This is a genomic window from Caldisericaceae bacterium, from assembly GCA_036574215.1.
GTDB lineage: Bacteria > Caldisericota > Caldisericia > Caldisericales > Caldisericaceae > Caldisericum.
This window is the reverse complement of sequence record JAINCR010000046.1, coordinates 24,854-38,862: the sequence shown is the minus strand read 5'-3', so window position 1 is coordinate 38,862 and position 14,009 is coordinate 24,854. Positions and strand designations below refer to the sequence as shown.

General features: G+C 33.4%; 12 protein-coding genes. 1 reads left to right on the top strand and 11 read right to left on the bottom strand.

The annotated features are described in order from the left end of the window. Positions 1 to 57 precede the first annotated feature (57 nt). Genes K6343_02525 through tdh form a run of 5 tightly spaced genes read right to left on the bottom strand, consistent with a single transcriptional unit; the run spans position 58 to position 5,301 of the window. Positions 58 to 720: a 50S ribosomal protein L25 gene (locus K6343_02525; protein MEF3244845.1), complete on the bottom strand. Its 663-nt coding sequence runs from the start codon at positions 718 to 720 to the stop codon at positions 58 to 60. 48 nt (positions 721 to 768) lie between these two features. Continuing rightward, complete coding sequence (locus K6343_02520; GenBank protein ID MEF3244844.1) at positions 769 to 1,728, bottom strand: ribose-phosphate pyrophosphokinase; 960 nt, start codon at positions 1,726 to 1,728, stop codon at positions 769 to 771. Continuing rightward, positions 1,721 to 3,082: a bifunctional UDP-N-acetylglucosamine diphosphorylase/glucosamine-1-phosphate N-acetyltransferase GlmU gene (glmU, locus tag K6343_02515; GenBank protein ID MEF3244843.1), complete on the bottom strand. Its 1,362-nt coding sequence runs from the start codon at positions 3,080 to 3,082 to the stop codon at positions 1,721 to 1,723. Before glmU ends, K6343_02520 begins: the two co-directional genes overlap by 8 nt. Next, positions 3,079 to 4,260 (bottom strand): glycine C-acetyltransferase, encoded by a 1,182-nt coding sequence (locus K6343_02510; GenBank protein ID MEF3244842.1) that lies wholly within the window; start codon positions 4,258 to 4,260, stop codon positions 3,079 to 3,081. Before K6343_02510 ends, glmU begins: the two co-directional genes overlap by 4 nt. A gap of 12 nt (positions 4,261 to 4,272) precedes the next feature. Continuing rightward, on the bottom strand, positions 4,273 to 5,301 hold the full coding sequence (gene tdh / locus K6343_02505) for an L-threonine 3-dehydrogenase (GenBank protein MEF3244841.1): 1,029 nt from the start codon (positions 5,299 to 5,301) through the stop codon (positions 4,273 to 4,275). Positions 5,302 to 5,788: 487 nt separating this feature from the next. Between tdh and K6343_02500 the strand changes: the two genes are divergently transcribed. Further along, positions 5,789 to 6,487, top strand: a complete 699-nt coding sequence (locus tag K6343_02500) for a hypothetical protein (protein ID MEF3244840.1) — start codon at positions 5,789 to 5,791, stop codon at positions 6,485 to 6,487. Here K6343_02500 and amrB read toward each other — a convergent pair. The 6 genes from amrB to K6343_02470 form a co-directional block, all read right to left on the bottom strand. Further along, entirely contained in the window at positions 6,467 to 8,182 is a 1,716-nt protein-coding gene (gene amrB, locus K6343_02495; GenBank protein ID MEF3244839.1) for an AmmeMemoRadiSam system protein B, read from the bottom strand. The two genes, K6343_02500 and amrB, sit on opposite strands and share 21 nt — an antisense overlap. A 45-nt stretch (positions 8,183 to 8,227) precedes the next feature. Continuing rightward, positions 8,228 to 10,831 carry a DUF3160 domain-containing protein gene (locus K6343_02490; GenBank protein MEF3244838.1) on the bottom strand — a complete coding sequence of 868 codons (2,604 nt, stop codon included), beginning with the start codon at positions 10,829 to 10,831 and terminating at the stop codon, positions 8,228 to 8,230. Between the two features lie 104 nt (positions 10,832 to 10,935). After that, positions 10,936 to 11,709 carry a hypothetical protein gene (locus tag K6343_02485; GenBank protein ID MEF3244837.1) on the bottom strand — a complete coding sequence of 258 codons (774 nt, stop codon included), beginning with the start codon at positions 11,707 to 11,709 and terminating at the stop codon, positions 10,936 to 10,938. Between the two features lie 89 nt (positions 11,710 to 11,798). Then, positions 11,799 to 12,740: a bifunctional riboflavin kinase/FAD synthetase gene (locus K6343_02480; GenBank protein MEF3244836.1), complete on the bottom strand. Its 942-nt coding sequence runs from the start codon at positions 12,738 to 12,740 to the stop codon at positions 11,799 to 11,801. Then, a complete protein-coding gene (gene truB, locus K6343_02475; protein MEF3244835.1) occupies positions 12,718 to 13,575 on the bottom strand; it encodes a tRNA pseudouridine(55) synthase TruB in 858 nt (285 codons plus the stop codon). The genes K6343_02480 and truB overlap by 23 nt, the downstream gene beginning before the upstream one ends. After that, complete coding sequence (locus K6343_02470) at positions 13,538 to 14,008, bottom strand: MGMT family protein (GenBank protein MEF3244834.1); 471 nt, start codon at positions 14,006 to 14,008, stop codon at positions 13,538 to 13,540. The genes truB and K6343_02470 overlap by 38 nt, the downstream gene beginning before the upstream one ends. Position 14,009 lies beyond the last annotated feature (1 nt).

Here is a 14,009-nt window from a genome sequence, read left to right as displayed (position 1 = left end):
ATGGCTACCCATTTATTGAAGGTAGCCAAAGAAACAATTATAGAACACTTTCGCAAATTATTTCTCTTTCTTTTCTTCTTTTACTTCGCCTTTACCTGTTTGAGTTGAAGCACTTTGAGGTGTAGCAGTCTCTCCCTCTGCCTCAGGCGCTGGTGCTGCTACTTCTTCTTCTGTAGCTGTAACTACTGAAACAACAACTGCCTCAGGGTCAGTATAAATTTTTATCTTATCTCCAAGATCAATGTCTTTCACGTATATTACATCTTTAATATCAAGATTTGTGACGTCAACTTCAACTTTATCTGGAAGATCAGTAAGTAACCCCTCAACTTCGACTTCACGAAGGGATTGATCAAGAATGCCGCCTTTCTTCACGCCAATAGATTCACCTTTAATAACGACTGGCAAATTTACATAAACGGGCTTTTCAAGATCAACAGCCTCAAAATCTAAATGGATTACATTTCTCTTTATGGGGTCTATTTGAACCTCTTTAACAACGGCTGGATATATTTTCCCACTAATGTTGATATCAAAGATTGCAGTCCTACCAACTTCCCTTGAAAGTTTAGAAAAAGCCCTTCCATCTACTAAGATAGGAAAAGTATCTACAATTTTACCATACACTATACCTGGAATTTTTCCTTCCATTCTGTAAGCTTTTAAGTTACCCTTAGTGTTAATAGGCCTTATTTCAGCGTTTATAGCAACTCTTTTCACATCTTCCTCCCAAATAAAAAATTTACCTAATTATTATACTTAAATTTCCTATTTTTCAAAAAGTTCAGAAATAGACTCATGCATGATAATTCTTTTTATTGCTTCACCAATAAGGGGGGCAACACTCAAAACTTTTACTTTACTTATTAAATCGGGTCTTGACAAAACAGGAAGGGTATCTGTAACTACTATTTCTTTAATGAGTGAATCTTCGAATTTTTTCAAGGAATCTTGGGCAAAAATCCCATGTGTTGCTGTTGCATAAACTGCTTTTGCTCCTCTTCTTAAAACCTCATTTGCTGCGTTAATAAGGGTATTACCTGTGTGTATTGCATCATCCACAAGAATAACAGTTTTGCCTTCTACATCTCCAATGAGCCTTGTTGTGTCAACCTCGAATGGACTTAGTCTTTTTTTAACAAAAATTGCTTGAGTTGAGTTTGGTATCTCTTTTGCAAAATCAGTTGCCCTCTGCACAGCACCAACATCAGGAGCAACAACTACGGGATTCTCAAGGTTAAGTTCCCTAAAGTATTTACCTAAGATTAACATTGCAGTTAAATTATCGGTTGGAATATCAAAAAACCCTTGGATTTGGGCTGCATGTAAATCAACTGCAACAACTCTTGATGCACCAGCAGTTGTTATAAGGTTAGAAACGAGTTTTGCTGAAATTGGCTCTCTTGATTTCGTTTTCCTATCTTGCCTTGCATAACCAAAAAAGGGGACTACAGCAGTAATACTTCTTGCAGAAGCCCTTTTTACAGCATCAATAAGGATAAGTAGTTCAAGAAGGTTTTCTGCCGGAGTTTGAGTTGACTGAATGATAAAGACATCTTTACCTCTTACACTTTCAAGACAACGAACCTGGATTTCTCCATCAGGAAACCTTGAAACAATCGCAGAACTTAAACTAACACCAAGATAATTAACTATTGCTTGAGCAAGAGGTATATTAGAATTTCCTGAAAAAAACCTTACATCTTGTTTTAGAATTGTATTAACCATTTTGTTCTTTCCTCCTCTTAACCCACCCTACTTTATTTACTTGCCGTGCTCTTCCAATTGCAAGTGAATCTTCTTCAACTTCGTCAGTTATAACAGAGCCTGCCGCTGTATAGGCCCCTTTTCTAATAATAAGTGGAGCAACGAGGGTTGAATGCGAACCAATAAATACTTCATCTTCAATGTAAGTTGGATTTTTCTTATTTCCTTCTAATCCAGAGTAATTACACGTGATTGTCCCTGCTCCAATATTTACATTCTTTCCAACTGTTGCATCTCCAATATATGACAGATGTGGCACTTTTGTATTTTCACCAAAGTGTGATTTTTTTACTTCAACAAAAGTCCCAATTTTTACATTGTTTGATAAAATATTTTCTGGTCTTACATAGGCAAAAGGTCCAATTGAGCAATTCTCACCAACGTAAGACTCAATAACAACAGATTGCTTAACAGAACTTTTTTTAGAAATATGGGAGTTAATTATCTGTGTATAAGGACCAATAATACAATCACTTTCAATCTTTGTTTTACCTTCTAAAATACAACCAGGGAGCAACTCTACATCCTCACCAATTTCAACAGAATAATCAATTTTCTGCGTTTGTGGATTGTGGATGGTAACGCCATTTAGCATGTGCTTTTCTATAATCTTTTTTTGGATAATTTCTTCTGCCATTGATAACTCAATTCGATTATTTACTCCATATATTGGAAGTTTTTTAGGTAGTTTGTAAACCGAAACGTTAAACTTCTCTTCCAACGCCTTATATAAAATGTCTGTTAAGTAGTATTCTCCTTGTGCATTTTTGTTTGAAATTTTCTGTATTAAGTTTTTAAGGATACTGAATTTTGCAAAATATACGCCAACGTTAATCTCCTTTATTTTCTTTTCTTCATCACTTGCATCGGCTTCTTCTACAATCTTAATAAATTTCCCTTCACTTTTTATTACTCTTCCTAAATTAGATGGGTTGTCGGCTTCAGCAGAAATAAAAGCAATATCTGAGTTAGTTTCTTTAAAAAATTTATAAAACTCCAAAATATCGTTTGGTTCAAGAAGTGGATTATCACCTGTTGTTATTAAGGCAATATCTGTATCCAAATCGGAAATGGCAACTTTTACTGCATCAGCAGTGCCTAAAGGCTCTTTCTGAATCCTTACAGAGTAATCAGAAAAAAGATTAGCATCCATTTTTTCATTGATAACAACAATTACGCCGCCATCTGAAATTTGTTTAACGGCATCAATTGCATAAAAAATTAGTTCTCTTCCACATATCTTATGGAGGACTTTAGGGAGTTTTGAGTGCATTCTCTTGCCAATACCTGCACCGAGAACTATTGAAGTAATCATTTTATAACCCCCAAAGTCTTGCCAATCTCTACAAATTTCTTTATTCCAAAATCGATGTCTTCTTTTGAATGGGCTGCAGAAACCATTACCCTTATTCTTGCTGTCCCTCTTGGCACAGTTGGGAAAACAATACCTTGAGCAAAAATACCTTCTTCAAACAACAATTTACTAAACTCCATAGTTGTTTTTTCATCTCCAATAATAACAGGAGTAATCGGTGTTTGAGAGTGTCCAATATTAAAACCGTATGATTTTAGTTGTTCCTTTATGTAATTTCCATTTTCCCAGAGTTTTTTGACTAAAGAATCATCTTCTTGCAAAATATCAACCACTTTGATTAAAGCGGCAGTATCTGCAGGACTTAATGGGGTAGAAAATAGAAATGGTCTTGCTCTTTGTTTTAAATAATCAATTAAAGTTTGGCTTCCTGCTACATATCCACCTATAACTCCAAAAGCCTTTGATAAAGTTCCAACATCAATATCAACTTTTCCTTCAAGGTTAAAATAACTCAATATTCCCCTTCCATGGTCTCCCAATACACCTTCACCGTGAGCATCATCAACCATGGTAATTGCTCCATAAGTCTCTCCCAGTTCAACAATCTGTGGAAGTGGAGCAATATCTCCATCCATACTAAAAACACCGTCTGTTACAATCAACTTTCTTACTTTATAGTCCTTGTAGTCTTCTAACTTTGATTTAAGGTCATCTACATCAAGATGCTTGTATCTTACAATAGTTGCTTTACTCAATCTACAGCCATCAATAATTGAAGCGTGGTTTAACTCATCAGAAAATATTAAATCCCCTTCAGAAACAACAATAGGGATAACTGCAATGTTTGTGATAAGGCCTGATTGGAAAAGTATTACCGATTCAGCATGTTTGAAGGCTGCAAGTTTCCTTTCAAGTTCCTCATGTAAAGTTAAGGTGCCTGCAATCGTTCTAACAGCCCCTGCTCCAACGCCAAATTTGTCAACTGCTTCTTTTGCTTTAGCTTTTACTTCTTCGTTTGTAATAAGCCCCAGATAATTATTTGCACATAAATTTAGCATCTTTTTACCGTTGATCGTAACCCAAGGACCTTGTGCACTTTCAAGCACTCTTATGGTGTTATAAGTCCCCTTTTCTTTAAGTTCGTTTAATTCATTTTTTAAAAAATCAAATTTTGCCATTTAATTCACCTCCTAAGGATAAAGTAAAATTTTCCCCGATTGATGGCTCTTCATTAATTCAATGCCTTTGTCTATATCTTCAAACTTCATTTCGTGTGTTATGATGGGAGATACATCAAGCCTTTTACTTGAAAGAAGCAAAGATACGGTTTCCCAAGTTTCAAAAATACGCCTTCCTGTAATTCCATATATACGTAATTTTTTAAAGATTACATCATTTGTTAAATCGATATCTATAGATTTATCAAATAAGCCAAGAAGAGAAACTCTTCCAAGGTATTTTGTAAGTTTTAGTGCATCACGGAGTGCGTTTTTACTTCCAGACATTTCAAGCGAAACATCAACACCAAGCCCATGTGTTTCTGATAAAACAATATCGTAAATGTTCTCCCTCAATGGATTAACTACAACATCTGCACCAACTTTCTTTGCAATTTCAAGATGGTAGTTAGATAAATCAGTTGCAATGATTTTTGTTGCACCAAATATTCTTGAGACAGCTATTGCAAGAAGACCAATAGGGCCTGCACCTGTGATAAGGACAGTTTTTCCCGAAATGTCCTCTGCAAGGACGGTATCAACGGCATTTCCAAGTGGTTCTTGAATAGAGGCAAACTTATGTGGAATTTCTTTTGGGTTTACCCAGGCAACCCTTTCAGGAATTTTTACATACTCTGCAAAAGCACCGTCTATATCGACACCAATTATTTTAAGATTTCTACAAACTTCTCTATGATTCATAAGGCACATATCGCAGTGATTGCAATAGATATGAGTTTCTGCGGATACAAAATCACCAACATTAATCCTTTTAACTTCTTTTCCTTTCTCTACGACAACACCAGCAAATTCATGACCGACCACGATAGGTGGTTTAATTCTATTTTGAGCCCAATCATTCCATTCGTAGATATGAACATCAGTGCCACAGATTGAAGCAACTTCAACCTTTACAAGTATTTCATCATCACCAATTGAAGGTGTGGGAATTTCCTCTATTACAAAACCAACCCCTTTCTCTTTTTTTAATACAGCTTTCATACTGCCTCCTTTCCTTCATGCCAAAATACATTAACTAAAACTTTCATTAAACCACTATATTCTATGATTTTTTACATTTTTTAAAATACTTTTATGTGTTAATTAGAAAGGACCAAGTAAAAGAAAATAACAAATTTTTATTAGTTTGAAAAAGAGTGTTATATAAACCTTTTAAAAGTTGTATTTACAAATTTGTTATTTCTTTGGCGATTTTAACATCAAGAAATAATTGATTGGTTTCTCATTAAAACGTGTTTAAAAAAATCTATAAACAAATTATACAAATCTCTTAAATTAATAGAACTTTTTTGTAAGTTTTCGTATCTAATATATGAGGAAAAGGAATTTTGATTAAAGCAAAATATATTTAGAAAAACTAAAAATTCCCTTTAAAAGGTATTGACGTAAGAGAGTATAATGTAGTAGAAAGGAGTATAATTTATAAGATAAGAAAGCCATATCGTAAAGTTTTAAAGGAGGTAGTCGTATGAAAGAAAAAGAACTTAAAATTTTTTTAGTAGCACTTTTGGTTGTGTTATCTGTAAGCATTATATTAAATGTAGTTTTGGCTAAGAAAAATGTTGATATGTTTAAAGAAATTACTGAAAATAAAAGTGAAGTTGCAAAACTTAAAAGTAGGGTCTCTTCTATAAACCACTTGTATATGGCAGCAGTCAAATCTTATACAAACATATTAGTTTCTAATCTTTCGTCTTTTTTGTTAGCATGGCAAAATTCTAATGCAAAGACAGAATTATACACTATTAGCAAAATTGAGAATATAGTTAATACATTCAGTATGTTTGGGACAATTCCTGTGTTTTTTGTTGAAGAAGAGATTCCAAATGAAAAAGAGCTAACTAACTTTCCAGAAGTATCTGTAATGAGAGACTATGTGAGATTTGCGCTGAGCATTGACACTAATAAGAAAATTATAAATCGCATTGTTAATCACATAAAAGACGGGGAAAGTTTAACCGACAGTGAAATTGCTTATTTAAAAAATTTTAAATCCTTCTTAGAGCAGGCCCGAATGGTGATGGTTGAACCAGTTAACACAGGTTCACAATATTCGAAGATAGAAGACCCCTTATATAAGGCTGATAAAGACGCACTTAACAAGCAACTAATGACCTTAAAAGATATTACACGAAATTTGGATAACTTAACCCTGAAAAGTTGGTAATTTTATAACGCCTTTTTCTATTGCACTTCTTATTTTTATTGAAGACCTTTTTGCAAGTTCTTTAAGAAATAGTTTTTTCTCTTTTTCTTCCATTAATTTTGGTTGTGAATTTGTTAAGTCAATAGGGATAAGTATAAATTCTTGGTAATCTTTATCTTTAATTAACCCCACTGCAAGGCCCATCTGAGTTTCTTTTGAAAAGTATTGGTCAAATATAAAATTACCAAGTGAATAAAAAATTAGTGAATCTTTGTTTCTTCCCTCTGAGTGGTAAAGTTCTACTTCTTGAACAACATGTGGATGACTGCCAATGATAATATCTCCCCCTACATCAATGATTTGGTGGGCAATTGTCCTTACATAAGAAGAACTAATGGGAATGTATTCTTCTCCCCAATGCACAAGGACGATTATAAAAGCATCTTTGTATGTTTCTCTTACTTTTTGCACAGTTTTTATCGCAGTGTTATCAAAAAAATACGTAAAATTAAAAGCTAAAAAAAGTGTGTTATTTTCTTTGTATGTAAATTTGTCATTAAAGTATAATGGATCCCCTATAGGTGTGATTGAATGAGCCTTTAAAATTTCTCTTGTTTCTGTAAGCCCTTTAGCACCCGAATTGTCGGTGTGGTTATTTGCAAGGCTTAAAATATTGAAGTGAGTAGATGACAGCACTACTGCAGTTTTTTTGTCAAATGAAAAGTTAAGTGAGTTTCTTATGTAAGGTTTTTTATTGTAAAGGATTGGTCCTTCAAGATTCCCTACAACGTAGTCTATAGAGGAAAGAGTTTTTGTAATTTTTTCAAAAGGGTAATCAAATCCAAACGCTTGCATGAGTTTATTAACACTTCTATCAAGCATGATATCACCTGTAAAAATAAACGTTTCGGTTGTTTTTTTGGTAAGTTCTTCTTTTAAGCCTTTCCCTATAAGAGCGCTAAAATAAGATGTAGTTTGTGGCTGTTTCTCTTTAAGATAGTTGTTGGAATTTTCTTTACCAATTACAGTAAAGGAATCTGCACCCTTCAATTTTGCAAAATACCTTGCAATAAAAAGGGCCTGTGGAGAATCTACATCAATGTTTGAAAACCCTTCTTCTTCAAAATTAAGAAAAAGTCTTATGCTTCTTTCATCGTGGAGTTTTGCAATTTCTTCAGGTAGGTCATGAGAAAAATCAACACTTGCAATAACTGTTGTTTTTGCTTTTGACAAAGTGAAGAGTGTTTCGGTGAATTGTTTTGCCTTTTCAAAAGTTAAACTCCGTGAGATAATAACTGGTACCAACTTTATATGAGGAAAGTAAAGTTTTAAAAATGGTAGTATATCGACGATGCCATGGTCTAAAGAAAGCATTGCGTTATTTTCAAGCAATGAAAAATTATTTGCAAGACCTTTGATGACTCCTCTTTCAACTTGAAAGTCCTTAAAATTCGTTAAATCTGTAGTTATAAAATCAACACCTTTTGAATTACACTGATAAAAATGGTCTACCGAAAGAAGAACTATTACATCGCTTTCATCCATCCTTAGGTTTTTAAAAAAGTTTAAGATGATATCTGAAGCAAGAAGGTGATGCGGCACAACCCCTGCATAAATTTCTATATTCTGTTTTGGGGCAAATAACGTTAAAGGAAAAATGACTAAAGAGAGCACAAATATCAAAGTAATGAAGATAACTATAAATTGTTTTTTCATCCCTTTAACTTACTTGCCCCTTTTTAATTTCATCGGTTTTAAAAATTAGTTTCCTTTATACGATTTAACCCATACAGGCTCTTCAGGGACATTTCCTTTTAAAAGCATTTCCTTCCATTTTTCGTCTGTGAGTCTATCCTCCATTTTTTCTTTAAATTCGTAATATGAAAAGACAGGTCCTACAGTAATGTGTATGTTTCCCTCAGGAGTTTTAACGGCAACAAGCATCGTGTCTATAAAACCTGTTCCTTCTTCAAGGACAAGTTTTGTGTTTCCCTCTGTATGGACATCTGCAACTACAGAAGATTCAAGAAGTTTAAAGTTTGATTCCTCTCTAAAAATGAACTTAATTAAGCCTTCAAGTCTGTCTCCAAAATACCCAATAAAATAGGCATCACTTACATCAAGTGGGGTGCCTGTAAGTTCCTTTTTAGAAATTTCGTAGAGTCTATTCAGGTTCTCTAAAAACATTTCCAATTGGTAGTTAATCCCCGATTTTGTTTCTTCATCTGGAATTAATTTATTCAATCCGTCTTTAGCAATGTTAACCATGTTTATCATCCTTTTATAGAGTTGTGGCATCGGTTCTACATAACCTGTAATAGGCTCTTCTAAATCTCCACCTTTTTCAGCCATTGTATAACTCTGTTTCACATAGAGGATTGTATCGTGTCTAAGTTCTGTCCATGAAGATAGTGCGGTTGTAAGTTCTTTGTCTTGCCATGCTTTAGTTTGCATAAACGTAGGGTATCCTTTATCAAAAGGTTCAAGAAGTGCCTTTAAGGAATATAGCCAACTTGTGTATAGATTTTTGTTCCACTCTTCATATGAAATTGAGTCAAAATAAGATTTAATTTCTTTGAATTTTTTATCGTAATCTGAGTAGTTTGTATCACCTATCTCTTTTAAGATTTCGTAAGCCCTTTCAGAGCCCATAACTGCCATAAGATCAAGCCCTCTTGGGAATCCTCTTACTTCTCTTCCCGTGTTTCCACAGAATTTTACGAGCGTCTTAACCCATGTAAATGGCCTATTTTCTTTTTCGTCAGGGTATTCATCATTCCATGTATAGGTAAATGGCAGGTTATCTGTTGGAAGAGGAGATTTTTCTCCCGTGTATTCTCCCGAGTAAGGAGATACAATTTCAGAAAAAGCCCAAGAGTCAATTGTAAATCTCTGCCCCATTAATCTAAAGCCTTTTGTTTGTGAAAGTAGTTCTTTTGCCTCTACCTTTAATTTTTGAATATCTTCGTCAGTTAACGGTGGACAAGGCATTACCATCTCACACTCTCCAAGCCCACTGTAAATTTTTGGTTCGTATGGAAGCTTCTCTAGAGTGCTTTCAATTTGGGGAAGTTTTTTAGTTAAATCATCTATATTTACTGTATCTTTTCCTAAAATTTCAGCAATACTTTTACCATACTCTTCGGGTCCAAGATCATCTGAAACTCCCACAAAAAAGCTTGTTAATGCATACATGGAAGACCATTTTTTCTGAACATCTTCATTTGCAAGGAAATGTAGAGTAATAAGAGAAGATTGCAATGTTTGAATCTTTGCATCGTAAGTTGATATAATCCCTTCATATCCCCCACATTCAGTTTCTCCGGGTTTTATCTTATTAGAACCTTTTAAAAGAAAAGTCATTCTTCCATACCACATTAAGGCTTTAAAGTAGTTTTTAAGTAATTCTTTTGAAGTATAGTGTCCTCTTGGGACGTATTGTGAATAATCTTCTTTATAGATGAATATTGGTGATCGTGCAAAACCAGAGTGATTTTCAATAAGAGAAAGTTCTTTATTAACCAAATCTTGAACATAAGAAGGTGTTGTAAAAGAGTAGCGTAAAAGAGAATCTTTTGAAAAAACATTTAAATTCGTTTTTTGCATTTCAATGATCTGCTTACACTCTTCATCTGACATCCATTCCTGACAGTATAATTCTTTTAATTTTTCATCTGTTAAAATTTGATCTTCTTTCGGTTTTAGTAAATTTAAGGCAACGGCAAAGTAGGCAACGTTTCTTTTAGAAGCTTCTTTAAGTTCTCCTGAAGAAGTTTCATAATCTTTTACCGATTCATCAAATAAAGTTTTGCTTATGTCCCATAGGTAATTGAAGAATGTTTTTTCTTCTATTTGCTTGAGGGTTAGGTCAAAAAAGATGTGAAAAAGGTGAAGAACTGAGTCAGAAGTTATAAATACAGGTATTTTGTTATCGTTCAAGGCTCTATAAAAGGCTGTAAAATCGTTTTCAGGTGAAAGTGGGGCAGTTTCAGAGTAAGCGGTGTATATTTTAGTATCTTTAAGCAAGCCTGCGGTTTTAAACACAACAAAACCATTTTTTGAAAGTAATTCATCTGGAATTTCTTTAATTTCAAGCTTATTGATAACTGTATTGAGATTTTTAATTGATGATAAATTAAGTGGCAGTTGGTATTGAGGTGCATTAATAGAAAAATCAAGTTTATCACTTGGAAGGTTGTTTGCACTTACAATGCTTTTTGTTAAAAATTGACTACCTATAAGAGTTAAGTTATTGGTTGGCGTATTTTTTCCAAAGAAGTTAAAGATTAATACTCCTCCTAAGGATACAAAAACAAAAATTATCACAATGGTAATCAATAACGATTTTTTGATAAATCCTTTCAAATTCCACCTCCTACCAACTTATTATATTGACTTTTTACAAAAAAATAAAAACCTCCTTGCAAGTTTGCAAGGAGGTAAGGTAAGAAAAAAGTACCAGTGTAATTTTACGGCCTTCCTACATGTGGAGTAGTTTCTACTCTTTCTTTTACTCTTGCTTCAAGATTTGCAATCATGGCATTGTATCTATCTTGTGTAATCTTTCCAGTTTTTAAAGCATCGTCTAAGATTGCTTTCTCTTTTGCTACGATGAAGTCAATGAGTTCTTGTTCTGTTTTACCATGTTCGGTTGCAATTGCTGCAAGAGTTTTACCAGACTTTACTTCACTTCTCAGTTGGTCTAATGTAATTCCAAGGAAATTTGCAACATCTTGGTTTATACCATACTCTACACCAAGCCTAAAACCTCTTTTAAAAGCTTGTTTTACTCTTGATCTTGCTTTAAACTGTGCGGTTGTTTCTACTCTTTCTTTTACTCTTGCTTCAAGATTTGCAATCATGGCATTGTATCTATCTTGTGTAATCTTTCCAGTTTTTAAAGCATCGTCTAAGATTGCTTTCTCTTTTGCTACGATGAAGTTAATGAGTTCTTGTTCTGTTTTACCATGTTCGGTTGCAATTGCTGCAAGAGTTTTACCAGACTTTATTTCACTTCTCAGTTGGTCTAATGTAATTCCAAGAAAATTTGCAACATCTTGGTTTATGCCATACTCTACACCAAGCCTAAAACCTCTTTTAAAAGCTTGTTGTACTCTTGATCCAAAACCAGAGAATTCTTCATTAGGGTTTCCCCATGCATAGGCATTAGTTGCTGTAAAAATAGAAGCAACAATACCAAAGACCATTACACCAACAATTAATCCTAACATCCATTTTTTCATGCTTCACCTCCTATGAATTTTTTAACTGCAATTGATTATAACTTTTGATTGTGAAGGAATTATGAAAGAAGAAATGATGTTGAAAAATTTTAAAAATATACTTTTATAGAGTCCACATTGTGCTCTTGAAAGAATGCTTTTGTTATCTCTATATCTTTTGCAACCTGAAGACGCAAAGCTTTTAAATTGTCAAATTTTATCTCTTCTCTTATTTTTTGTATAAAATGTACCCTTGTAAATTGTTCGTAAAAATTTCCTTCTTTATCAATGATATGTGATTCAATGTGAATGCGTTTTTGATCTTCAACAGTGGGGTTAAAGCCAACGTTTGTAACACTTCTAAATATTTCTTTATCTATCTCTGTTAAAGTTATGTATATTCCGTTTGGTGGTAATAACTTGTTGTGATTTTCAAATTTTAGGTTTATTGTAGGAAAGCCAAGATGTTTCCCTAATCCCTTACCTTTTTCAACTACTCCTTGCACGAAGAATGTGTGTCCCAAAAGTTTATTGGCTTTTTCTATGTCACCTTCCTTTATTATATCATGTATAAGAGAGCTTGACACAATATAACCATCTACCGTTATAGGCTCAACAGTAATAACTTTTATTTTGAATTGGTTGCCAAGTGTAATTAGGGTGTTTATATCTCCACTTTTCTTATATCCAAATCTGAAATTTTCTCCTACAACGACTACTTTTGTATTGAGCCTTTCAATTAATTCTTTTTCAACAAACTCTAAAGGGGATAATTTCATAAATTTGTTATCAAGGTTAGCAACATAACAAACATCAATCCCGAGTTTTTCTACTAAAAATAATTTTTCGTTTAATGTTGTGATGAGTGCTCTTTTTTTCTCTTTTAGTGGATGCATTGAAAATGTATAAACCAATGGGACTAATTTTAACTCTTCGCTTTGATTAAAGGTTTCTTCTATTAGTTTCCTGTGTCCGATATGGACACCATCAAACATTCCAATTGTAACTGCTGTGCTATGTTTAAAAGTGTCAAATTGTTTTAGTATCTTCATCAATAAGTATCTTAGGTGTAATACTATTCTCTTCTACTTTCCCAATACCAATAAAAGAATTCTTATCGTCAAACACGAGCACATTATCAATTGATTCTGGTTTACCTAACATATAATTAGTTTTGTTTCTTAAAATAACTGATGGAAGCGAGATTACTGACATAGGGTTAATAATACCTTTTGAAAAGTCATTATTTCTAAGTTTCGTTAGTGTGGTTGCATCTTCAATTGAGAGATTGCCTATCTTTGTCCTTACAATTGCAGAAAGTGTAGCAGGGACATTTAGCTTTTCTCCTATTTCGTATGCAAGTGCTCTCATGTAGGCACCCTTTTCAGACGCTACTTTTAAAATGAGTTTATTGTTTTTAAAGCACATATATTCTATATCAAGTATCTTTGCTCGTTTGAAAATTTCTATAAACGTCTCTTTTCTTGCAAGTTTGTATAGTTCAATGCCTTTGATCTTTTTTGCAGAAAAAAACGGCACTTTCTGTTTAATTTCACCCACAAATTGTGGAAGTATCTTAAGAAGATCATCTTCTTTGATATTTACAGTTTCCTTCTTAATGATTTTCCCTTGTGTGTCCCAAGTATCAGTTTCTATACCAAAAGTAATTTCAATGATGTATTCTTTTGTATCTAAATCAACATAGGGAAGAAGGCGAGTATATTTTCCTGTTGCAATAAACAATAGCCCAGTTGCCATTGGGTCAAGTGTTCCAAGATGCCCAATTTTTTTGATGCTCAATGCTTTGCCAATTTCGTTTAAAAGTTTCCTTGAAGTAATCCCGTATGGTTTAGAAACTAATAAGAAAGCGTTTTTCAACTTTTCCATTTTTTAATTGAACTCCTTCTGCCGTAAGTAGTTTTTCTTTAAGATAAAGTCCACCTGTAAAACCGTGTAAAGTTAAATCAAAACCAACAACTCTATGGCATGGTATTACAATTGGCAGCGGATTTTTTGCAAGGGCAAATCCAACAAAACGCGAATATCTCTTCGTTTTAAAGACTTTTAAAGATATATCACCGTAAGTTGAAACAAAGCCGAAAGGAATTTTTGCTACTTCAAATAGAATGTCTTTTATATCTGGTTTTATTACATTAAAATCTATTGTAAAAATGGATTTTTCACCTTTTACGAGTTTTTCAAATTCTTCGTTTTTGTAATGAGAATTTGCATCTTTAACAAATCTAACTCCTTTTATTAGGTAATGTTCTGTATCTACTTCTATTGGGGTACCTGCATAATCAATTTTTAATGTTTGCATA

Coding starts and splice junctions, on each gene's coding strand:
- K6343_02520 (MEF3244844.1), bottom strand. CDS start 1,728: ATGGTTAATACAATTCTAAAACAAGATGTAAGGTTTTTTTCAGGAAAT.
- glmU (MEF3244843.1), bottom strand. CDS start 3,082: ATGATTACTTCAATAGTTCTCGGTGCAGGTATTGGCAAGAGAATGCAC.
- K6343_02510 (MEF3244842.1), bottom strand. CDS start 4,260: ATGGCAAAATTTGATTTTTTAAAAAATGAATTAAACGAACTTAAAGAA.
- tdh (MEF3244841.1), bottom strand. CDS start 5,301: ATGAAAGCTGTATTAAAAAAAGAGAAAGGGGTTGGTTTTGTAATAGAG.
- K6343_02500 (MEF3244840.1), top strand. CDS start 5,789: ATGAAAGAAAAAGAACTTAAAATTTTTTTAGTAGCACTTTTGGTTGTG.
- amrB (MEF3244839.1), bottom strand. CDS start 8,182: ATGAAAAAACAATTTATAGTTATCTTCATTACTTTGATATTTGTGCTC.
- K6343_02485 (MEF3244837.1), bottom strand. CDS start 11,709: ATGAAAAAATGGATGTTAGGATTAATTGTTGGTGTAATGGTCTTTGGT.
- K6343_02480 (MEF3244836.1), bottom strand. CDS start 12,740: ATGAAGATACTAAAACAATTTGACACTTTTAAACATAGCACAGCAGTT.
- truB (MEF3244835.1), bottom strand. CDS start 13,575: ATGGAAAAGTTGAAAAACGCTTTCTTATTAGTTTCTAAACCATACGGG.
- K6343_02470 (MEF3244834.1), bottom strand. CDS start 14,008: ATGCAAACATTAAAAATTGATTATGCAGGTACCCCAATAGAAGTAGAT.